18 protein-coding genes are annotated in these 21,178 nt (G+C 67.5%); 4 read left to right on the forward strand and 14 right to left on the reverse strand.

All coding sequences use genetic code 11. From position 1 onward, the window contains the following. Positions 1-78: 78 nt before the first annotated feature. Genes A7G45_RS20880 through A7G45_RS20915 form a run of 8 tightly spaced genes read right to left on the reverse strand, consistent with a single transcriptional unit; the run spans position 79 to position 8,692 of the window. Positions 79-654, reverse strand: coding sequence for a YdcF family protein (locus A7G45_RS20880; protein WP_260940060.1), 576 nt, complete (start codon positions 652-654; stop codon positions 79-81). Then, the gene (locus A7G45_RS20885; RefSeq protein ID WP_260940061.1) at positions 641-1,537 is read right to left on the reverse strand and encodes a sialate O-acetylesterase; all 897 of its coding nucleotides are present in this window, start codon (positions 1,535-1,537) and stop codon (positions 641-643) included. Before A7G45_RS20885 ends, A7G45_RS20880 begins: the two co-directional genes overlap by 14 nt. Next, entirely contained in the window at positions 1,509-2,765 is a 1,257-nt protein-coding gene (locus A7G45_RS20890; protein WP_260940062.1) for a lipase family protein, read from the reverse strand. Before A7G45_RS20890 ends, A7G45_RS20885 begins: the two co-directional genes overlap by 29 nt. Next, positions 2,766-3,995, reverse strand: a complete 1,230-nt coding sequence (locus A7G45_RS20895; protein WP_260940063.1) for an acyltransferase family protein — start codon at positions 3,993-3,995, stop codon at positions 2,766-2,768. Beyond that, entirely contained in the window at positions 3,992-5,245 is a 1,254-nt protein-coding gene (locus A7G45_RS20900; protein ID WP_260940064.1) for a lipase family protein, read from the reverse strand. Before A7G45_RS20900 ends, A7G45_RS20895 begins: the two co-directional genes overlap by 4 nt. Next, positions 5,242-5,910 carry a YveK family protein gene (locus A7G45_RS20905; protein ID WP_260940065.1) on the reverse strand — a complete coding sequence of 223 codons (669 nt, stop codon included), beginning with the start codon at positions 5,908-5,910 and terminating at the stop codon, positions 5,242-5,244. Before A7G45_RS20905 ends, A7G45_RS20900 begins: the two co-directional genes overlap by 4 nt. Next, positions 5,907-7,193 (reverse strand): lipase family protein, encoded by a 1,287-nt coding sequence (locus tag A7G45_RS20910; RefSeq protein ID WP_260940066.1) that lies wholly within the window; start codon positions 7,191-7,193, stop codon positions 5,907-5,909. Before A7G45_RS20910 ends, A7G45_RS20905 begins: the two co-directional genes overlap by 4 nt. Beyond that, entirely contained in the window at positions 7,193-8,692 is a 1,500-nt protein-coding gene (locus A7G45_RS20915; protein WP_260940067.1) for a tyrosine-protein kinase domain-containing protein, read from the reverse strand. Before A7G45_RS20915 ends, A7G45_RS20910 begins: the two co-directional genes overlap by 1 nt. A gap of 132 nt (positions 8,693-8,824) precedes the next feature. Here A7G45_RS20915 and A7G45_RS20920 point away from each other — a divergent pair, with 132 nt between their 5' ends. Then, on the forward strand, positions 8,825-10,243 hold the full coding sequence (locus A7G45_RS20920; protein WP_260940068.1) for an O-antigen ligase family protein: 1,419 nt from the start codon (positions 8,825-8,827) through the stop codon (positions 10,241-10,243). Between the two features lie 51 nt (positions 10,244-10,294). Beyond that, on the forward strand, positions 10,295-11,836 hold the full coding sequence (locus tag A7G45_RS20925) for a beta-galactosidase (protein WP_260940069.1): 1,542 nt from the start codon (positions 10,295-10,297) through the stop codon (positions 11,834-11,836). On the opposite strand, the gene A7G45_RS20930 is transcribed toward A7G45_RS20925, so the two are convergent. Genes A7G45_RS20930 through A7G45_RS20955 form a run of 6 tightly spaced genes read right to left on the reverse strand, consistent with a single transcriptional unit; the run spans position 11,827 to position 18,316 of the window. Then, positions 11,827-12,969: a glycosyltransferase gene (locus A7G45_RS20930; RefSeq protein WP_260940070.1), complete on the reverse strand. Its 1,143-nt coding sequence runs from the start codon at positions 12,967-12,969 to the stop codon at positions 11,827-11,829. The two genes, A7G45_RS20925 and A7G45_RS20930, sit on opposite strands and share 10 nt — an antisense overlap. Continuing rightward, complete coding sequence (locus A7G45_RS20935; protein WP_260940071.1) at positions 12,966-14,132, reverse strand: polysaccharide biosynthesis protein; 1,167 nt, start codon at positions 14,130-14,132, stop codon at positions 12,966-12,968. Before A7G45_RS20935 ends, A7G45_RS20930 begins: the two co-directional genes overlap by 4 nt. Before the next feature lie 31 nt (positions 14,133-14,163). After that, positions 14,164-15,291 (reverse strand): glycosyltransferase family 4 protein, encoded by a 1,128-nt coding sequence (locus tag A7G45_RS20940; protein ID WP_260940072.1) that lies wholly within the window; start codon positions 15,289-15,291, stop codon positions 14,164-14,166. After that, on the reverse strand, positions 15,291-15,968 hold the full coding sequence (locus A7G45_RS20945) for an acyltransferase (protein ID WP_260940073.1): 678 nt from the start codon (positions 15,966-15,968) through the stop codon (positions 15,291-15,293). Before A7G45_RS20945 ends, A7G45_RS20940 begins: the two co-directional genes overlap by 1 nt. A 54-nt stretch (positions 15,969-16,022) precedes the next feature. Then, a complete protein-coding gene (locus A7G45_RS20950) occupies positions 16,023-17,168 on the reverse strand; it encodes a glycosyltransferase (protein ID WP_260940074.1) in 1,146 nt (381 codons plus the stop codon). Beyond that, positions 17,168-18,316, reverse strand: coding sequence for a glycosyltransferase (locus A7G45_RS20955; RefSeq protein WP_260940075.1), 1,149 nt, complete (start codon positions 18,314-18,316; stop codon positions 17,168-17,170). Before A7G45_RS20955 ends, A7G45_RS20950 begins: the two co-directional genes overlap by 1 nt. Before the next feature lie 443 nt (positions 18,317-18,759). Between A7G45_RS20955 and A7G45_RS20960 the strand changes: the two genes are divergently transcribed. Both A7G45_RS20960 and A7G45_RS20965 read left to right on the forward strand, forming a co-directional pair. Beyond that, entirely contained in the window at positions 18,760-19,488 is a 729-nt protein-coding gene (locus A7G45_RS20960; protein ID WP_231575506.1) for a class I SAM-dependent methyltransferase, read from the forward strand. A gap of 59 nt (positions 19,489-19,547) precedes the next feature. Next, positions 19,548-21,176 (forward strand): acyl-CoA carboxylase subunit beta, encoded by a 1,629-nt coding sequence (locus A7G45_RS20965; protein ID WP_260940076.1) that lies wholly within the window; start codon positions 19,548-19,550, stop codon positions 21,174-21,176. Positions 21,177-21,178: the final 2 nt, after the last annotated feature.

A 21,178-nucleotide genomic window follows, 5' to 3' on the forward strand; every position in this document is an offset into this window, starting at 1 on the left:
TATAGCCCCCGCTCAGCGAACTGCGACTACTATCGCATCGTTTGCTCGAAATTACCACCGATCGGAAAAATAGGCAGGTCAACCACAGTGTCCCTGCAGAGCAGCCTTAGCGAACCCGGCAAACTGATAGAAGAACGTCAATTCCCACCCGATCGGCGAAAAGTCATAGTCCCTGGGCAGCGCCACCGCAACCACTGAACCCTGATTCGTCGAATAGCACTGCCGGAAGACCAAGCGGGCACGCGGCAGGTGATACCGCCAGCTGACCACGATGATCCGGTGCCAGGCGCGGCCCTCGGAAAGTTCGCGCATCATCATGGCCTCGCCGCGGGTCGTCAGGATCTCCGGCTTCCGGCAGATCACCTCGATGTCCGTCGCCGGCGCGCAGGCGCTCTTCATCTGCGGGTCGCCCGGCAGATACGGATTGGACAGCACGACGGTGCGCGCCCAGCCCTGCCGGGCCAGGCTCAGTCCGTACTGTTCGCGACCGTCGTGTTCGCCGGCCAGCACGATGATGGCGTCGGCCCGCTGCAGTTGATCGGATTTGGCGTTGGCGAACAGCGCCACCCCGGCGAGCCCCACATCGACGAGCACCACGACCGTGACCACGGCGATGACCCGACGAATGACCCGGCCGAGTTCAGCGCGCGGCATGGTCCGCAAGTTGTTCCCCACACATCTCGCGGTACTGCTGCCACATGCGGCGACCCAGCTCGCGCTGCCCGGCGGCGCTGTAGTGCCGGTCGTCCGGGCTGTTGTACGAATCCCGCGGTCCCGGCACGAAGGTGCTCAGCGGCCACCGGTTCGGGGTGTCGGCGTGCACGGCGTCGATCGCCGCGTAGGGCTTGCCGCTCAGCTCCATCTCCTCGGGCACCATCTGCCCCAGGACGAACGGCAGGTCGGCGCCGTACCGCGCGCGCAGGTCGCCGATCAGCGAGTCGAACTTGGTCTGGTACTGCGCGCCCGAGATCAGCGGCACGTCGGTCTCGCCCTGGTGCCACAGCACGGTGGCGATCTCACTGCCGGGAAACCGCGCCAGTGCCGCATCGATGGCCGCCACCGCCCGGCGGTACAGGTTCACCCGGGTCTTGCGGTCGGCCGGATCCCAGGTGTGCCCGTTCTTCGGGGTGAACGAGGTGTCGCCCCGCGCTCCGGGGATCAGCAGCACCGGGCGCCCGGTGGCCTCGGCGAGTTGTTTGGCGAAGGTCGGGCCGAAACCGACGTATTTGCACGGTATTTCGTGCAGCAGTGGCTGCGTCGCCAACACCGCGGTGCCTTTGGACGGCCCGCACATGGCCCACTGGTGCACCAGCGGATGCGGCCGGTCCAACCCGTCGGGCTCGACGGGCAGCCCCATGCCGAACGCGTTGGACTGCCCCAGGATGGGCAGGATCAGGTACGGCCGTTCGGTCGCGCCGACGGTGGTGCCGCGCGGCGCGATCAGTCGCTTCACGATGCACTTCGCCTCGATCAGCAACTGCTGATGAATCGGGCTGTCGCCGTCGGGATTACGTGGTTCCCTGCGCAGGACAGTCATTGACCGCCTCGCCTCCCCTGAATCGTTCTGCCAGCCACCGCAATTGACCCGGACCGTCGATGTCCGCGTGCCCGCCATCCGGCTGGAAATTCCAGACCACCGTACCGCCCAGCGAACACGCCCGGGAGATGGCGGCCTTCGTCCACGCCGGGTCGAGGAAGCTGTCCTTGCCGCCGTAGACCACCGACATGGGTGCCGACAACGGCTGCTGCGGCAACGCCCAGTCCTGCAGGTAGCGCCGCAGCCGGTCGGCGGCCGCCGCGTCGACCGGCGCCAGGTCGGCCGGTCCGATCTCGTCGATGGCGGCGGCGCGGTAGGCGACGTCGGGACCTGAGCACGCCGACAGCACCTTCCAGTACCTGGTCGCCGCGCCCCTGCGGTAGTCGTCGCGGTTCAGGTCGGGATGCAGCCGGGCCAGCGACTCGACGATCGCCTGGAACGCCGCTTGCTGGTCCTTGGTCATGGTGCCGGCCCTGCCCTGGTCGAAGATGCCGGCCTTGTCGACGATGCCCGCCACATCGGCCGACGGCACGCTGGCCGCCGCGCCGATCAGGTCGAGTTCGGGCGCGTACGTCCGTGCCTGTTCGTCGGCGGCCCACGCCGCACCGCCGCCCTGCGAGCCGCCGAACACGGCCCAGCGGTTGGAGATGTCGCGGAAGGTGTGGCGCAGGGCCCGCACGGAGTCGATGACGTTGCGGCCCGCGGTGCGGCTGTCGGTGTACGGATGGACGCCGGGCGCACCCAGCCCTTGGTAGTCGGCGAGGGCGACGGCGAAACCCAGGTGGACGAAGCCCTGCACGAACACCACGTTGCCGAGCAGATTCGCCGACAGCGACGGCGCACAGGGCTGGTCGATGCCGGTGGTGCCGTGCGCCAGCGCGATCACCGGCCAGCCGCCGTCGGGCGCCTTGCCCATGGGCGTGAACACCGATCCCGACACCACCGTCGGCGCGTCGGTGTCGCCGGAGGTGGACCGGTAGACCACGCGGGCGGCCTGCAGGTCCTTGCCTTCCACCGAGTTGGTCACCGTGGGCATGGTCATCGCACTGATCAGGCTGCCCGGGCCGGAGGCCGTGAGGTCGGCGGTGCGGATCGGCACGGGGTTACCGACGCCGCCGTGCCGCAGCTTGTCCAGCGCCCAGCTACCGACCTGCCACATCACCGGCAACGACGCCGCGATCAGGAGCACTGCGGCGATCGCGGCACCCCACTGGATCGCACGACGCATTCAGGACCACCTGGTCCGGTACCGCTTGGCGAATTTCATGACGGGCTCTTCCACCGCGTAGTACGTGACGGCCGAGACCACCAGTGTCACCGCCAGGACGAGCGCGACGTTGCGCAGCATGCCGGGCACGGAGTCGCCGGCCATCAGACCCCAGCGTCCCATCAACAGCATGAGTGGGAAGTGCCAGAGGTACGCCGACAGCGAGACCTTACCGACGAACCGGAACGGCGCGGTGTCGAGCAGCTCGGCCAGCCCGGACCGCTCGCCGCGGAACAGCGGCGCGACGATCACCAGGATGCCGAGCGCGCACAGCACGGCCAGGGCCGAGGTGGCGTACGGGTTGGCCAGCGCGATCAGCCCGAGCATGACCACGCCCACCGGGAACATCGCCAGGAAGCTGTACAGCCGGACGCGGCGGCTGAGCTTCTCGCGAATCACCTTGTGCTCCATGGCCACGACCAGGACCGCGGCCGCCATGCCGAACGCGAAGGTGTCCGAGTTGGTCAGGAAGGTCTTGGTGTAGACCGCGACCCAGTTGGCGCCCCAGTTGATCTGCGTCGGGTCGGTCAGATGCAGCGCCGAGATCATCCACGGCACGAATGCCCGGCCGATGAACCCGAGCGCGATCAGCAGCGCCGGCCCGAGCGTCACGATCAGCCACGGCCGCAGGTTCGAGCGCCGGCCGAGGGCGAACAGCAGCATGCCCAGCAGCGGGATCGACAGGTAGAAGGCGTATTCCAGCGTCAGCGACCACGACGGGTTCAGGCCCGTCTGGAAGTACTTCGGGAAGTACGACTGGGTCAGGGTCAGGTTGGCGATCAACTGCCACGGGTCGGTGATCATGCCGGTGCCGTCTTCGGTACGGGTCGGCTGCAGCGACGCGTTCTGCACGTAGACGATCTGCAGCAGGTAGTTGCACAGCAGGAAGATCACCAGGTAGCCGGGCAGAATCCGGGCGATGCGGTGGACGGCGAAATTCGCGGTGCTCGGCTGTTCGCGCTGCTCGATCAGGTTGCGCACGTACGGCAGGAACAGCAGGAACCCGCTGAGCGCGTAGAAGAAGATCAGCGACAGCCCGACCAGGTTCGTCTTCCAGTGGGCCGCGGTGTGCGGTGAGTAGTGGCCGGTGACGTGCATGACGGCGACGCCGAGGCACGACAGCCCGCGGGCGCCGTCCAGCCCGATGATGCGGGCCCGGGTCCGGACCGGTGCCGATGTCGGCGCGTTCACTGTCCTGCTCCCTGGGTGGATTCGAATGACGGACAACTGTTGGGCGCGGGGACGCCGTCGAAGCGGTCCTTGATCCAGTCGGAGGACATGGCCACGTCGATGTCGGCGTGCCCCTTGGTCGGCTGGAACATGATGTCGATGACGTCGCCGAGCCGGCACGCGGCGGAGAGCGCCTTGTTCGTCCAGTCCGGCAGCAGCAGCGTGTCCTGACCCCCGTACAGCACCAGCATCGGCGCGGATGTCGGGTCCTTGGGCAGGCTCCGCTTGGCCAGCAGGTCCTGCAGGGTCGCTTCGGCCTGCGGGCTCGCGGGCCGCAGGTCCTCCGGCGTGATCTTGTCGATCGCCGCGGCCCGGGCGGTGGCGTCCTCGGTGCGGCACGACGCGAGGACGTTCCAGTGCTCGGCGACGTCGCCGCGGCGATAGTCCTGCAGTTTCAGCGACGGATTCTCTTTGGCCAGGGCGGCGAGGATCAGCTGCAGGATGGCGCCCTGCTCTTTCGACAGGCTGCCGGCCGCGGCCCCGGCGGCCAGGCCGGTGAGATCGGTGGCCGGCGACAGGCTGACGGTGCCGACGAGCGTCAGCCCGGTGCCGTAGCGGGCGGCGAGTTCGTTTGCGGCCCAGGTGGCTTGGCCGCCCTGGGATACCCCGACGGCCAGCCAGCGGTCCGCGGATTCCGGCACCAGCCGGTGCGCCGCCCGCGCGGAGTCGATGACGTTGTAGCCCACCGTGGTGGCGTCGGCGTACGGATGGCCAGCGGTGCCCGGCCCGAGGCCCTGATAGTCCGGCAGGCTCACCAGGTAGCCGGCCTTGACCAACGCGGTGACCGTCGGCGAGAGACCGAGCAGCGTCGACGACCCGGACGGCCCGCACTCCGGTTGCATGCCGGACGTGGCGTGGCCGAAGACGACGATCGGCCAGCCGCCCGGCGGCGGCGTCCCGTTCGGCACGAACACCGAACCCGACACCTCGGTGCGCTCACCGGTGATGCCCGACGTCGACGTGTAGGCGATGCGGGCCGCCAGCGACACCGCCGATTTCAGCCGCAGGTCCAGCGTGGGGAACGTCGACGCCGACACCAGTGCGCCGGGTACCTGACCGGCGCCCTTGGTGTCCGGTTTGAGATCGATCCCCGGAACCGTAACGGGCCCGGCCTTTTTCGGGGATGAATCACTCTGGCAGGCCGGTGCGGTCAGGCACACCACGGCGAGCAGACCCGCCGAGACCGCGCGCCGCAGCCGCCGCGAGTTCATCCCGGCGTCCCGGCGCTCGCGTCACCGACCACTCGTTCGAGGTGCCGGCGACTCTGTACCCGGTCCAGGATCAGCGCCCGCGCGATCACCGCGAGGACGCACAGCGCGAAACCGAGCACCGTCCCGGTCATCACGTAGGACCACACCCCGCCCACGCGCTCCGCGGGGCTCGCGTCGTCGATGACGACGAGCGTCGCACTGGTACCGGCGACCAGGGCCAGCCGGGTCCCCACCGCGACCATGTCGTTCACGACCTCGTGCGCGATCTGCGTGGTCTGGTCGGCGTCACCGCCGGTGACCGTGACGTTCAACATCGCTGTGGCACTGGGCAATATGACGATCCGGGCGGCGAGTTCCTTGTCGGACTCGATCAGGCCCAGCTTCTGGATGATCGGCGCGGTGATCTGCGAGCTGGTGGCCAACTGCCGGTAGGTCTCCATCAGGCCGAGCATGTCGGCGTCGCCGTAGTAGGCGTCCAGCGGCGAGGCACTGCCCTCGGTCCTGACGAACACCGATGCGGTCGACTGGTATTCGGGCTTGGCGTTGTCCCAGCCGACCCAACCCACCAGCGCGCTGGCGATGGTGGTGATCAGCACGAGCACCCAACTGTTCTTGACGAACAGCACGTAGTCGCGCACCCGCGGCACCGCGGCCGGGGTGATCATGTCGCCCCCACGCAGACGTCGGCGACGCGCTCGCCGTCGAACCGCGCCTGCAGCCAGGCCAGCGCGTTCTGCATCGTCTGATCGTTGATCTGGCCGCTGTCGCCGACGCCGCGCATCACCACGATCTGCTGGCCGCGGGCGCAGGCGGCCCCGGTGGCCGCCAGCACGCCGGCCGGCGGATTGACCGTGTCGGCCGTGCCGAATGCCACCAGCACCGGCGGATCAGCGGGTCCGGCAGCGGCACCGGGCAGTGCGACGGCGCCGAGGCGGCGCTTGAGGTCTGCGGCCGCGGCCGCATCCTTGGCCTGGAAATCGTTGGGCGTCAACTGGTTCAGCGCCAACTGGGCGGACGCGACGTCACGCGGGGCGCAGTCGACCAACACGTCCCACTGGTCTTTGAGTTTCGCCGAGCGGTGCGCGTCGAGATCGAAATCGGGCTGCATGGTTTCCAGGCTCTGCAGCATCCGAATCTGCAGCCGATACTGGTCGGCCGTCGCCAGCGCGGCCGTGCGGTCCGGGTCGGCCAGCGGCGCCAGATCGGCGATCGGGTTGACGGCCACCGCGCCCACCATGTTCATGCCCGCGCCGTAGGCCCCGTTGCGTTCTGCCGCGGCCCATGCGGCCAGGCCGCCTTCGCCGGCGCCGAGGGCGCCCCAGTTGGTGCTGGTGGACGGTACGGCGCGATGGATCGCGCGGGCGGCGTCGATGATGCTGTTCCCGAGGCTGGCCGTATCCAGGATGGAGTGCTGGCGGGCGCTGGCACCCGGGTCGATGCCCAGCCCCTGATAGTCGGACAGGGCGATGGCGAAGCCGCGCCGCAGATAGACCGACATCCCGGTCGAATAGCCCCAGAACTGCGGGGCGAGGGTCGGCGCGCACTTGGGCAGCAGCCCGGTGGTGTCGTGTCCGAACGAGATGATCGGCCAGCCGCCCTTCGGCGCCGGGCCCGCGGGCACTGCGATCAGGGCGCTGACCTGGATGGGACGGCCGTCCACGCCGCTGGTCGAGCGGTAGACGATGCGCGCCGCGGTGGCGCCGGCCTCGTCGAAGCTCCGGTCACCTTTGACGGGCTTCAACTCGACCAGCGAGCCCGGGCCGTCGTCGGTGAGGTCGGGAGCCGGGAGAGCCTCGGCGCCCGGGAACATCGGCGTCAGCTCCCGGGTGGGACGCGCGTCGTCACCCGATCGGGGCGGCACCGGGCCCGACTGGCCGCACGCAGCGACGGTGACCAGCACCGCAGCCAGTGCCAGTACGGTGCGCCGCAGCTCAACCCGACGTCGCATCACGGCTTCTGGTGCGCCGCCGTCTTGGCCTCGGACTGGGACGCTGCCTCGGGTGCCGCGTTCGGTGCGGCCTTGGGCTTGGCCGCCTTCTTGCCGCCGCCGGACTTTGTCCCAGCCGACTTGGCGCCGTCGGACCCGCCGATGTGGATCTTGAACTCGACCGGTTCGTCGGTGGCGACCGAGCCGATCAGCACCGCGTTGGCGGACTTCAGGGTCTGCACGGCGCGGGTGAGCGCGCTGCTCGTGGTGTGCCGGATGCGGCCGACCAGCAGCGCACCGTCAGACAGTGCGGCGGCGACGGCACCGTCGTTGTACTTGCCCAGGGGCGGGGTATCGACGACGACGTAGTCGAACTGGGCGGACAGTTCGGCGAACAGGTTCGAGGTGTGGTCGCCCGCCCACAGCTCCCCCGGACGGGTGGTGGCGGGGCCGGCCGGCAACACCGCGATCCGGTGCTGGCCAACGGGAACCTCGGGGATCAGGCCTTCGGCGAGGGTGTTCTCGCCGACCAGCACGGTGGTCAGGCCGCGATCGGCTGCGCCTTGACGGGCCGCCGGCGTCAGGTCCAATCGCTGCGCCACCGCCGGGTTGCGCAGGTCACCGTCCACCAGCACGACGCGCTTGCCGGTCTCGGCGAGTGCCGCGGCCAGGTCGATCGCCACGGTCGTACGTCCGTCGGACGGCGACGGGCTGGCCACCGCGATCACCCGAGCGGCTTTGTCCCGGTTTGCCGGCACGGCGAACCGCAAATTGTTCCGGAGCTCGCGCAGGGCCTCGGGGTAGGCCCCCTCGGCGGCCAGGTCGACCACCGGCGCGTGGCTTCGCGCCGAGTCCGCGGGCAACGCGCCCATGAGCAGCGAACCACTGGCGTCGGCCACGCGCTCGCGGCCACGCACCCGGCGGTCGATGATGCCGAGCGCGATCGCGGCCAGCAGACCGAGAACCGCGCCGCCTGCGATGCCCATCCCGATCCGGGTGATCATCGAATAGCCAAGGGGCTTGGTCGGATAACCGGCCTCGTCCACCACGATGGCGCCCGCGGCGGGGCTGCCTCCGCGGCGGGAGGTCTCCAGCTCCCCGACCAGTCCGGCGAGCTGATCGGCAACCGCGCTGGCATAGGTCTGCGCCTGGCCCGGATCCTTGTCAGTCACCGAGACCTGCAGCAACACCGTCTTCGGCAACGGGACGGCGGTGATCTTGGCCCGCAGCTCGTTGGCGGAGATGGTGGCCTTGAGCTGGTCCACCGCACGGGCGGCCACCTGCTCGCTCATGGCGAGCGTGGCGTAGGAGTTCACGCGGTCCTGGGAGAACAGGTTGTTCTGGTAGGCCTCGGTGACCGAGGTGCCGTTCTGGGTCGCCACGAACAGCGTCGCGCTGGACTGGTACTCGCGATCGCCGAATTCCCACCACGACCAGCCCGCGACACCCCCGACAACCGCGAGCGCCACGATCGCCCACCAGTACCGGCCGAATATCCGCAGGTACTCTTTGATCTCCAAGGTCGTGCCCCTTATTTCAGCAATGCGACAGCTCACAGATTAACGGCTGGGAACCGGACCGACCATTCAGACTCGCCACGGGTCCGGGCAACCTGCTTGAGCTTAGCTGGTTGAGCTGAGAACATAGTCGGCATGAACGCCCGTTTGGGTCAACTCGGCAATCTTAAATCATCGGCCGGGATTCTGGCTGGGATCATGGGCTTGGTCTGGTTGGCGACGTCTTTCGGCCAGCTCACTTTGTTGGGCATTGTCGCTATTGCCGCACTGGTCGCCGGCATCTATGTCGGTTTGCGACATCCACTGTGGTTCTTGTACGGATTGGCGCTCGTCACCGGCGCTCTGCCATTCGGGTATTTCCCTGGCGTTCACGTCCCCTTATATCTGCCGTTCGCATTCGGTGCAGTGGTCGCTTTGTTCGTGCACCCCCGACTGGCCCGACCGATCCACCCGATGGAATGGTCGATCATCGCGCTGGTGCTGACCTCGATCGCCTCCGTCGCGGTAACCGGCGTCGGCATGGGCGACGTCATCCAGATCGTCCGGTGGTCCGTCGTGACCCTCGTCGCGATCGCACTGAGCAGCCTGACCACCGAGCATCTGGAGAAATTCGGCCGGATATTCGTCTACGGGACGTTGTTCAACGCCGTATTCGGCTTGTACATCGTGGCTTTCGACCCCAATCAGACCTCGTTCCGATACCTGCGAGTCTTCGGCTATGCCGCGGAATACACCGCCACCCGTTTCGCCTTTACCGACGGCGGCATGGCCCGCTCCATGCGACTCGGCGGCACGTCGGTCGATCCCAACGCCGAAGGCATCGCGCTCGTGGTCGCGATCGCCGTCGCCCTGGTCGTATTTGCCGGCTGGCAGCGCATCGCGATCACCGGCGTCTTCGCGGTCGCGTTGCTGCTCACGCTGAGTCGGGCCGGCATGTTCACCGTCGTCGCCGGGACGCTGCTGGTGCTGGCCTTCCACACCATGCGGTCGAAGGATCGCGCGCTCGCCATCGCCGCCATGGTGGCCGCCCTGGGCCTCGCGGCGGCGATACCCGAAGTGCGCACCAGGTTCATGCATTCCTTCAGCAGTGACGACGTCGGCTCCACTTCACGAATTGATGCCATCCGCGAATTCCCCGATACCATGGCCGGCTACTGGTTGTTCGGAAAAGGCTGGAACCGACTCGAATTCCGGGACGGCAACTACGCGTTTGTGCTGAACCACGTGTCGAACGCGCCATTGCTGACGATTTACCGCGGCGGCATCTTCACCGGCCTGGCGTTCTTTGCGATCATGCTGATCGGTTGCATCATGAGCTACCGGGCCATCCGCTCCAATTCATTTCCGTGGGCGGTGTACGGCGGCATCTTCATCGGATTCTGCGTTGTCGCGCTCCAACTCGATCACCCGGTGGTCGGTATCCCGCCGGCCACCCTCAAATTCTCGATTTTGCTGGCATTCCTGGTGCATATAGACCGACAACGCCGAGAAGAGATACGGCTGCGACACGCCCAAGCAGATTCACAGCAAATGCCCATTACTGCTGCACACTGAGTGCGCGTTTGCTCCCTGCGACGCACTTCATAGGTGAAGGGCGGTTGCATGATGCCCGGGAAGCGCCCCACAGGATCTGCCCGCCGCTTCACCAGCGTGGCATCGACGATCGCCGGCACCATGGTGTGCACCCTCATCGCCCTGACCGGCATCCCGGGCGACGCCCCGCAGCAGGTCAGGGTGGCCGAGCGGGCCAACGTCGTCACCCTGCCGACCACGATCGGTTTCGCGGACTCCGATATCTATGGCCTGTCGCAGGACGACGTGAACCGGACGTTGACCCTGATGGCCAACAACCGGGTGAACACCATCAGGTTGATGATTCCGTGGGCCGGGGTCGAGCCCGTCCTCGGCCAACTCGACTGGAGCCTGGTCGACAAGACGGTGAATGCCGCTGCCGCCATGAACATGTCGATCATCGCGTTCATCAACGCCACCCCACCGTGGGCCATGTCGCAGGGGGGCCTGCCGCTGAGCAGCCGGCCTGCCAACCCGGATGCCTACGGCAATTTCACCGCGAAGGTGGCCACCCGCTACAAGGGGAAGATCTCCGCATACGAGGTCTGGAACGAGCCGAACGCGGTGTTCTTCTACAGCCCCGCACCGGATCCCGCCGGCTACACCGATCTGCTGAAGTCGGCCTACCCACGGATCAAGGCCGTCGATCCGGACGCGACGGTGATCGGCGGGGTCGTCGGCGCGGTGGTGGATTTCGGCTCGTGGGCGATCAACCCCGTGCGCTTCATCGCCGGGATGTACGCCGCAGGCGCCAAGGGGAACTTCGACGCGTTGTCGTTTCACCCGTACAACTACAACCTGAAGTTCTCCGACGGCATGCTGATCGCGAATTCGCCTGTCCTGCAATTGGTTCAGATGCGCCAGGTGATGATCGACAACGGCGACGAGGAAAAGCGGATCTGGGCCACCGAGTACGGCGAGCCCACCTCGGTGGTCAACGAAACCACCCAGGCCGCCTACCTGAAGGACATCTACACCAAGTGGCAGGAGATGCCGTACACCGGCCCGCTGATGGTGTACACCACGCGTGACCGAAAGACCGGAAGCAATCAGGCGGACGCCACCGTCGGGCTCTACCGCAGCGACTGGACGCCGAAGCCCGCGGCGGCAGAACTGGCGGCGACCATCGCCGCCGGCGTGCCGAAATCACCGGAATTCCAGCGCTTTTCGCAGATCACCGACCCGGCACACGGCTCGGTCCTCAGCCCGGTGTTCAAGGCCACCAAGACGGTGTGGGCTCAGGTACGCACGATCAACACCATCTACGAGATGCCGAGCGGCTACGTGTCGTCGCCGCGCCCGGTGGCCGACATTGCGATGGCGCGCAACTCAGTGCCCGCGAGCCTGTTCGCCAACGGCCAACAGGACTTCTCCGGGGGCAGCCAGTTCCGGGTGTGGTGGTCGCCCGAGACCGGTGCGCACTGGGCCTCGAGCGCGTTCGCACAGGCCTGGAAGCCGCAACTGGGGCTGGCCACCATCGACGAGCGCTACGTCAACGGCACCAACCGCGTCGACTTCCAGCACGGCTACATGGTCTGGGCGCCGTGGGTGGGCGTGAAGGTCTACTACACCTGATTCTCGCCGCGCAGCAGGTCGGCCACCGCCCGGTGCGGCAACCGGTCCTGCCACCGCTGACGATTGATCTCGTACAGCTGGTTCCCCAGGTCGACCGCGGCCGGCACCTCGGTGAGCAGCCGGCGGCATTCGGCGATGAACGCGGCGTCGTCGTCCAACGGGCGCAACCCGAAGATCGGCCCGAGTGATCCGATGGCAGCGGTGGTCGCCACCGCAGGCAGCCCGATCCGGATGGTGTCCAGCAGCTTGACCCGGACTCCCCCGCCGGTGCTGATCGGTGCGATCAGGGCACGGCAGGTGCCGAGGAACGCCCCGAGGTCGTCGACGAATCCGAGGTCGCGGACCCCGTCGGGGTAGACGGGGTCGGCCGCACCGGGCTTCTTCGCCCCGATGATGCACAGTTCGGCGCCGGCGATGCCGGCCGAAATCCGCGGCCACAGTTCGAGGGCCCGCAGGAACCCCTCCTGGTTGGGTGGCCAGTCGCGGGTGCCCATGAACACCAGCCGTGGCGGGGACGCCGCGACGTCGACCTGCGTGCCCGGCGGCATCGTGATGTCCATGAAGCGGGCGTCGCGGACACCGTTGTCGCGGTAGTACCCGGCTTCCTCGGCGTCGTAGGTGCTGACGCCGTCGGCCGCGCGCGCGACGCGGAGTTCGTCGCGGATCAGCCGCGGTTCCTCGATGCGCCCGAGCGCGCCGCGGGAGGCCCGCCAGACCAGCGACTCGCTCACGTTGGTGTTGACGACGAGTCGCTTCTTGCCGAAATGCTTGCTGCGGAAGAAGGATTCGGCCATGTAGCTGTGTTCGGCGACGAACACGTCGGCGTCGCTGCGGTCGATGGCGCGGACCAGCTCGTCGGTGTCGAAGCGGACATGCACCAAGCTGCGCCGGCGCCGCAGGGAGTCGATGAGCAGCCGGTGCGGGCGCACGGCGGGCTTGTGGACCCGCTCCAGCGGCAGGCCGCCGGGAATCAGGTCGGCGGTGACGGTGCCGGGTTCGGGCGACAGGGCGATGGCCGACACCTCGAAGGAGTCGGCTGCCAGCCGCATGAGCATGCGGGCCAGCGCGACGTCACCGGTGTGTTCGAGCACCGGGTCTTTCGACAGGATGAACGCGGCCTTCGGTGTGGTCATGATTCCTGGGTGTGATCGGACGGCTCGGCGGTCGGTACTGCGTCGCGCGGCCGGTACACCGCCCAGGTGAACCCGGCCAGCATGATCGCGTCGGCGACGGTGGCCGCGATGGCGGCGCCCACCGCGCCGAGCGGCGTCAACGTCGCCAGGGCGGCGACCATGCCGAGCTTCACCGGCACCAGTCCGACCGCGATGGTGAGCCGGAAGACGTCGCGACGCTGGGTGTACAGGATCACCTGGAGCACGAAGATGCAGATGCGCAGGGCGGCGAAGCCACCCATGATCATCATGGTCGTGGCCAGCTGGGTGGGCGCCCCGAAGGCGAACAGGCAGGCGCCGATGATCAGCAGCAGCGACCCGCCGAGTGCTGCCATCCGCAGGATGTTGCGCAGCGGCGGGGCCGCCGACAGGTCACCACCACTCTCGCGCAGCGGCTCGTGGTAGGTCATGCCGAAGGACTGCCCGGCGGCTGCCACGGCTGCCGCCACCACCCACGCCAGCTGGTAGTAGCCGGCTGCCTTGGTGTCCACGAGGGTGCCGAGCAGCAGCACGTCGCCGCCCAGATACAGGGTGGTGCCGAGCATTTCGCCGGTGAGCGCCGCGATCAACCGGGGCGGGCCGGGCGGTGCCGGTCGGTGACCGATGGCCAACTTGGCCCCGACCAACAGCGCCAGCACGTAGGGCGTGCAGTACAGCAGCGACGCATGGGTGAGCGTCGGGTGCGCCGCCGTGTACAGGTACACCGCGCCGATGCCGGCGCTGGTGAACTGCCGCGCCGTGTCGAGCCGATACACCTTGTCCGGGTGGCCATCTCGCGCGGACTGGCTCTTCACCACGTTCATGGCGATCTCACCGCCGGCGACCATCAGGCCGAAGCCGATGACGTAGTTGAGGTCGAAGGTGACCGCGCCGGCGGTGACCAGCCCCAGCGCGAGCAGGTAGCGCATGGTGCGTTCGCGAAGGAAGTGCTCTTCGGATTCCCGGATGGCCCGGACCGCGAAGGCGTTGTCGATGGTGTTGCCGACGATGCCGTTGAGGACCGTCGCCATGGCGTACAAACCGTATTCGGAGACGCCGAGCCGCTGGACGATGATCAGCGTCCACAGCAGGCCCACCCCGCGACCGCCGTAGATCCAGATCAGGGAGATGAGCGTCTTCGCCACATTACGGCCGGGCGCTTCGGTGGCAGTCAGGTCACACGCTCACAGATGATCGGGACAGCATGTCGGTCCACACCCGGCCGAAAGCTTCGGCGGTGCGCGGTCCGGAACAGGCTGCACGGTATGCCTCGACGTGCCGGCCGAATTCGGCCAGCCGCTGATCGTCGTCGACGAGGGACACGATGGCCTCGGCCAATGAGGCCGCGACCTGTTCGGCGTCCTTGTCGCCGATGGGGACCACGAGGGCACCGGCGCGCTCGTCCAGTTCGGCCAGTGCGCCGTAGTCGGTGCACACCACGGGCGTGCGGTACGCCATCGAGTGGGCCACCGAGCCGGAGGCCGGGTAGGTCTCGGCGTAGAAGTGCCGCTTGCCGTACGGAATCACCACGGCCCGCACCGAATCGAAGAACCCGTCCTCGGCCGCACCGTCGACCGCGCCCACGATCTCGACCCCGGGGCCACCGGTCAGCGCCTCGGTCCCCCGGCCCGCCACCCGGATCACGATGTCATCGGGCAACTGCCGGCGAATCCGGGCGATCTGCTCAAAACCCTTGCCCCGGTACACATGCCCGAAGAAACCGACCGCCTTCGGCCGCTCGGTCAGCGGACGCAACTGCGGCCGTTCGGAGATGATGTGCGGCACGGCGGCGACGTTGGAATCGGGGTACGTGGCCTTGATGGAGTCCGCGCCGATCTGACTCAACGCGATCATCGTCCGATCACCGTTGACCATACCCTCGACCATCCGCGACACCGGACGCAACGGGTAGTGCAAGCCGTGCATGACGAGCCGGTGTTGGGCCACGAACCGCGTCCGCGCCGGCCACCAGATGCCCTGCGGCGGATCATGAACCGTCGCCGTCACCGGCACCCCACGCAACCCGGCAACGGACCAGAACGCCGACACCGCACCGGCCGCCAGCTCCGCGTGCACCAACACCCGCCCCGGCTTCCCGGCGGCCACCATTTCGGCGACCGCGCGCCGGTGCCCCCGCACCTGGGCCACCGTCTCGGCGCCGGGTCCCAGGGTGCGACGTTGCACGACCTCGCCGAACAGTGGCTGTACCGCGTTGACGAAGTTCTCGGCGTAGTCACCCACGGCCGTCTGGCCTTCGGCCGGCCCTATGTAGACCAACCGGTACTCGCGTAGATCGACCGGCATCAGCAGAACAGCGGCCGGTACTTTGCGCTGTAGCCCAAGGCATCCGGATTTCGCTTGGCGAACACTTTGGCGGGGTTACCACCGACGACGTCGAGCGGGACCACATCTTTGACCACCAGCGCCTGTGCGGCGACGACGGCGCCGCGGCCGATCAAGGCCGGCAGCACCATGGCCCGGCTGGCGATCCAGACGTAGTCCTCGATCACCGTCGGGATCGGGATCGGCAGGAAGTCCGGGTGATTGATGTCGTGACCACCGCCGAGCAGGTGCACATCGCTCGCGATGGTGACGTTGTCGCCGATCCACAGGCCGGCGCGCGCGTCGAGCAGGCACCGGAACCCGATGGTGGTGCCGTTGCCGATCGTCAGGAATTCGATGTCGAGGATGGTGGTACCGCGCATGATGGTCGACCACTCACCGATGGTGGCGCCGAACAGCCGCAGGAAGCCCTGGCGGATGGCGTGCGACGGGATGTGCGTGATGAACATGTTGAACAGCAGTTCACCAATTCGGTTGCGCGCCTTGCGGCGAACGTCCATGGCCTGCATCTTGTAGTAAGTGACGCGACCGTCCTCGCCGAGCTCCCATTCCGGCTCGGGTGGCAATTTCAAAGTCGGCGCGGCCGCTTTCTTACGTGCCACATCTGCCGGGTCTGCCGTTGCCGGCTCGCCAATCACGTTGTTCGCTCCCGTCGTCCCGGATTCCGAGTTAACCACAGTGTTTCGGCCTCGTCAGTGCAGTCGGCCCTGGCGCGCCAGCATCTCCGACCACTTTGCGGCGTAGGCGGCGGCGACGTTCTCCGGCGAGCGTTCCTGACGGGTCCGGTCGGCGTTCACCTCCAGTTGCTTGAGCCGGATTTCGTCATTGAGTAGTGCTTCGATGGCCGCGGAGAAGCCGGCCGGCAGCGCCTTCGGGTCGTCGGAGTCCATGGGCACGACGACCGCGCCGGTCTCGGTGCCGAATTCGGCCAGGGAGCCATAGTCGGTACACACCACCGGTGTGCGGTAGGCCAGGGCGTGCGCCGCGACAGAGGACGCGGGGTAGGTCTCGGCGTAGAAATGCCGCTTGCCGTACGGAATCACCACGGCCCGCACCGAATCGAAGAACGCATCCTCGGCCGCACCGTCGACCGCACCAACGATCTCCACGCCGGGGCCGCCCGGCAACGCCTCGGTCCCCCGGCCCGCCACCCGGATCACGATGTCATCGGGCAACTCCCGGCGAATCCGCGCGATCTGCTCAAAACCCTTGCCCCGGTACACATGCCCGAAGAAACCGACCGCCTTCGGCCGCTCGATCACCGGGCGGACCTTGGGCCGCTCGCAGACGAGATAAGGGGCGTACGCCACATCGGTCTTCGGATAGGTGTCACGAATGGACTGCGCGCCGATCTGGCTCAGCGCGAACAACGTCCGATCGCCATTGACCATGCCCTCGAGCATCCGTGACACCGGACGCAACGGGTAGTGCAGCCCATGCATCACCAGCTTGTGCCGTGCCACGAACTTCGTGCGGCCCGGCCACCAGATGCCCTGCGGCGGATCATGAACCGTCGCCGTCACCGGCACCCCACGCAACCCCGCGATCGACCAGAACGCCGACACCGCACCGGCCGCCAGCTCCGCGTGCACCAACACCCGCCCCGGCTTGCCGGCCGCAACCAGGCCCGCGACCGCGCGCCGGTGCTCCAGGACTTCCCGCGCGCTGTCCGACCCCGGACCCAGTGTGCGGTGCTCGACCAGCTCGCCGACATGTGGCCGCAGCGCGCGGGTCAGGTTCTCCGCGTAGTCGCCGACCGCCGTCTCGTGGTCCGCCGGCCCGACGTACACCAGGCGGTAGTCCTTCAGCGAGGCGACCGGAGTCGCGTCTGGCGCCATCAGTACCCGGCCAGCTTGTCGACCGCTTCATGCAGCCGAGCGCTGAACGCGTCCTCGGTGAACTGGGAGACGTGGTGCTTGATCTTCTCCTGGTCCCACGTCGCCGACTCGAATCGGTCCAGCGCCTCGCGAACCGAATCCGGTTGCGGTTCATCGAAATACAGGCCGGTGACGCCCTCGTCGATGGTGTCGAGGAAGCCGCCGAAGCGCAGGGCGACGCTCGGCCGGCCCCACACCCCCGCCTCGATCGGGGTCAGGCCGTAGTCCTCGAAACTCGACGACATCAGCGCCCGGCAGTTCTTGTAGAGCCAGGCCATCTGACCGTCGGTGAGGTTGTGGAGCATGGTGACGTTGTCGGTCTTCATCGCCCGCAGGCGGTCGGCCTCCGGCCCGTTGCCGACGACCACCAGCTGCCGGTCGCTGCCCGCGAACGCCCGCACGATGACGTCGACGTTCTTGTACGGCAGCAGTCGGCACACCACCAGGTAGAAGCTGCCGTCCGGATCGCTCAGATCGACCTTGTCCTCGAGCTCTTCGACGGGCTCGACCGCGTACGACCGCGACATCGCCACCGGAGCGAACATCACCTCGGCATCGATGTCGTAGGCCTTCTTGACGTACCCGCTGATCATGGTCGAGATCGCGAGGTACTTGTCGGCGGCGAGCGCCTGCCGGCGGTCCCAGTCCAGCAACCACTTCTTGGTGAGCTTGAGGCCCAGACTCTTGATCGGGTTCGCGTGGTCCCCGAGGTAGGCCTCGGTCTGGTACAGCCAGCGCGCCGGGTTGTAGCAGTAGACGAGCTTCTTGCCGTTGGTGCGGAAACCGTGCGACCAGCCGCTGCAGCTCGCCAGCACGACGTCGGCGTCGATGTACATCGACTCGGCGACTCGCGGGTAGATCGGCAGGGCGGCCCGGTGGTACTTGCGGGCCAGACCCACCTTGTTCAGCGCGGAAACCCGGATATCCAGGTCGGCAAACTCCGGATAGGTCAGCTCGGGGTCGTACAGCATCGTGTACAGCGGGGCGTCCGGGAACGCCTTGGTCATCGAGAGCACAACTTTTTCCGCGCCGCCGAACTGGGTCAGATAGTCGTGGGCGAGCGCAACCTTCGGCCCGTCCACTCCGTCGTACTTGCGCGTCGAATGCACTGTTGAATATCCCCTTGCGCCGATCGGCGGATCATTTCGCGGTCGTGAAGTCAGCTACCCGAAAACAGCGGGCACGCATATCGAACCGCAAACTTACGCAAATGACAAGCTAAATGCATCGCGCCTGCGCAGGACGTGCCTACGGCAAAGCCGACGTACCCGTCCAGCTAAGTCGATTCCAGTGCTCACGGACGGTGACGGAGCGTAACGGTCAGGCGGGTCAACGCGGACACCGCGCTGGCCCGACCAGGCATTACCCACCCCATGGCGGGCAGCCGCCGGCGCTGCGCTCAGGGGCCGCTCAGCAAATATCGCGCCCCGAGCGGCATTCAACCCAAGTGACGGGCGGGACACGCGCGCGGAGTGTATATTTACCTACCAGCAAACTGCTGACGCAGGACGCGCCAGCCACGGGGGCGGAACAATCTATGAACGGTGCGCAGATGAGCGGTACACACGTGGACGTCGACTACAAGGACCTGGACACCCTGTGGCAGGGCTACGACGAGTCCGTCCGCACGCTGGCCGAGCGCGAAGGCGTCAAGGCCGTCGCCGAACTCGGTGGCGGCGCCAACCCGATCATCGGCGGCGACGACTGGAACTTCGCCGACGAGCGCGTCGTCATCGACATCTCGGCCACCGAGCTGGCCAAGGCCAACAGTCGCGTGCACACCCGCGTCGCCGATCTCTGCAAACCGATCGACAACGAGTTGAACGCATACGATCTAGTGTTCTCCAAGATGCTCTGCGAGCACCTGCCCGACGCCCGGACGTTCCATGAGAACTGCTTCAAACTCCTTCGCCCGGGCGGACTTTCGGTGCATTTCTTCCCGACGCTGTTCGCGTTCCCGTTCGTGGTCAACCTGCTGATCCCGGAGCAGGCGGCGCGCACGGTCATCAGCAAGCTGCAGCCGGGACGCCTGCAGAACCCGCACCACGAGAAGTTCCCGGCCTACTACCGCTGGACCACCGGCCCCACCCAGAAGGCCATCAAGCGCTACGAAAGCGTGGGCTTCGAGGTCGAATCCTGGTCCGGCGCCTACGGCCACGGCTACTACCGCGTGCTGCCGCCGCTCGACGCCCTCGAGCGCGCGAAGAGCCGTTTCCTTCTTAAGCACCCCGTCCCGGCGCTCACGAGTTTCGCGGCAGTGGTCCTGCGCAAACCGGCGTGACCCGCCGAGTGGGCACCCCAACTTCACAACTTTCTTAGAGAACCGTTAACATCGTCGCCATGACGAGCGTGACCGAGCCAACGGTGGACAAGGCGATCGACATCCACACCACCGCAGGCAAGCTGGAAGACCTGCGTAGGCGTACCGAAGAGACCCTGCACCCCGTCGGCGAGGCCGCCGTGGAGAAGGTCCACCAGAAGGGCAAGCTCACCGCCCGCGAGCGCATCCTGGCGCTGCTGGACGAGGGTTCGTTCGTCGAACTCGACGCGCTGGCCAAGCACCGGAGCACCAACTTCGGCCTGGGCGACAAGCACCCGCTCGGCGACGGCGTGGTGACCGGCTACGGCACCATCGACGGCCGCGAGGTCTGCATCTTCAGCCAGGACGCCACCGTCTTCGGCGGCAGCCTCGGCGAGGTCTACGGCGAGAAGATCGTCAAGGTCCAGGAGCTGGCCATCAAGACCGGCCGCCCGCTGATCGGCATCAACGACGGCGCCGGCGCCCGCATCCAGGAGGGTGTGGTCTCGCTCGGCCTGTACAGCCGCATCTTCCGCAACAACATCCTGGCGTCGGGTGTCATCCCCCAGATTTCGCTCATCATGGGTGCCGCGGCCGGTGGCCACGTCTACTCCCCCGCGCTCACCGACTTCATCATCATGGTCGACCAGACCAGCCAGATGTTCATCACCGGACCGGACGTCATCAAGACCGTCACCGGTGAAGAGGTCACCATGGAGGAGCTGGGCGGCGCCCACACCCATGAGGCCAAGTCCGGCACCGTGCACTACGTCGCCTCCGGCGAGCAGGACGCCCTCGACTACGTCCGCGACCTGCTGAGCTACCTGCCCCCGAACAACTACGCCGAGCCGCCGCGGCTGCCCGCGCCGCCGCACCCGGGCGCCATCGAGGACAACCTCACCGACGAGGACCTCGAGCTCGACACCCTGATCCCGGATTCGCCGAACCAGCCGTACGACATGCACGAGGTCATCTCGCGCATCCTCGACGACGACGAGTTCCTCGAGGTCCAGCCCGGCTACGCGCAGAACATCGTCATCGGCTTCGGCCGCATCGACGGCCGTCCGGTCGGCATCGTGGCCAACCAGCCGACCCAGTTCGCCGGCTGCCTGGACATCAACGCCTCGGAGAAGGCCGCGCGGTTCATCCGCACCTGCGACGCCTTCAACATCCCGATCATCATGCTGGTGGACGTCCCGGGCTTCCTGCCGGGCACCGAGCAGGAGTACAACGGCATCATCCGCCGCGGCGCGAAGCTGCTGTACGCCTACGGTGAGGCCACCGTCGCCAAGATCACCGTCATCACCCGTAAGGCCTACGGCGGCGCGTACTGCGTCATGGGCTCCAAGGACATGGGTTGCGACGTCAACCTGGCGTGGCCGACGGCCCAGATCGCCGTCATGGGTGCCTCCGGTGCGGTCGGCTTCGTCTACCGCTCCGAGCTCAAGGCCGCCGAGGCCAACGGCGACGATGTTGACGCCCTGCGCCTGCAGCTGCAGCAGCAGTACGAGGACACCCTGGTGAACCCGTACGTCGCCGCCGAGCGTGGTTACGTCGACGCGGTCATCCCGCCGTCGCACACCCGCGGCTACATCGCCAACTCGCTGCGTCTGCTGGAGCGCAAGATCGTCCAGACGCCGCCGAAGAAGCACGGGAACATCCCACTGTGAGC

Origin of the sequence: Mycolicibacterium llatzerense, from assembly GCF_025331195.1 — a bacterium.
GTDB classification, from domain to species: Bacteria; Actinomycetota; Actinomycetes; order Mycobacteriales; family Mycobacteriaceae; genus Mycobacterium; species Mycobacterium llatzerense.

Excerpts from the sequence above, each read along its gene's own strand:
- A7G45_RS20880 (WP_260940060.1), bottom strand. The coding sequence starts at position 654 with ATGCCGCGCGCTGAACTCGGCCGGGTCATTCGTCGGGTCATCGCCGTG.
- A7G45_RS20885 (WP_260940061.1), bottom strand. The coding sequence starts at position 1,537 with ATGACTGTCCTGCGCAGGGAACCACGTAATCCCGACGGCGACAGCCCG.
- A7G45_RS20890 (WP_260940062.1), bottom strand. The coding sequence starts at position 2,765 with ATGCGTCGTGCGATCCAGTGGGGTGCCGCGATCGCCGCAGTGCTCCTG.
- A7G45_RS20900 (WP_260940064.1), bottom strand. The coding sequence starts at position 5,245 with ATGAACTCGCGGCGGCTGCGGCGCGCGGTCTCGGCGGGTCTGCTCGCC.
- A7G45_RS20905 (WP_260940065.1), bottom strand. The coding sequence starts at position 5,910 with ATGATCACCCCGGCCGCGGTGCCGCGGGTGCGCGACTACGTGCTGTTC.
- A7G45_RS20910 (WP_260940066.1), bottom strand. The coding sequence starts at position 7,193 with ATGCGACGTCGGGTTGAGCTGCGGCGCACCGTACTGGCACTGGCTGCG.
- A7G45_RS20920 (WP_260940068.1), top strand. The coding sequence starts at position 8,825 with ATGAACGCCCGTTTGGGTCAACTCGGCAATCTTAAATCATCGGCCGGG.
- A7G45_RS20925 (WP_260940069.1), top strand. The coding sequence starts at position 10,295 with ATGCCCGGGAAGCGCCCCACAGGATCTGCCCGCCGCTTCACCAGCGTG.
- A7G45_RS20930 (WP_260940070.1), bottom strand. The coding sequence starts at position 12,969 with ATGACCACACCGAAGGCCGCGTTCATCCTGTCGAAAGACCCGGTGCTC.
- A7G45_RS20940 (WP_260940072.1), bottom strand. The coding sequence starts at position 15,291 with ATGCCGGTCGATCTACGCGAGTACCGGTTGGTCTACATAGGGCCGGCC.
- A7G45_RS20950 (WP_260940074.1), bottom strand. The coding sequence starts at position 17,168 with ATGGCGCCAGACGCGACTCCGGTCGCCTCGCTGAAGGACTACCGCCTG.
- A7G45_RS20960 (WP_231575506.1), top strand. The coding sequence starts at position 18,760 with ATGAGCGGTACACACGTGGACGTCGACTACAAGGACCTGGACACCCTG.
- A7G45_RS20965 (WP_260940076.1), top strand. The coding sequence starts at position 19,548 with ATGACGAGCGTGACCGAGCCAACGGTGGACAAGGCGATCGACATCCAC.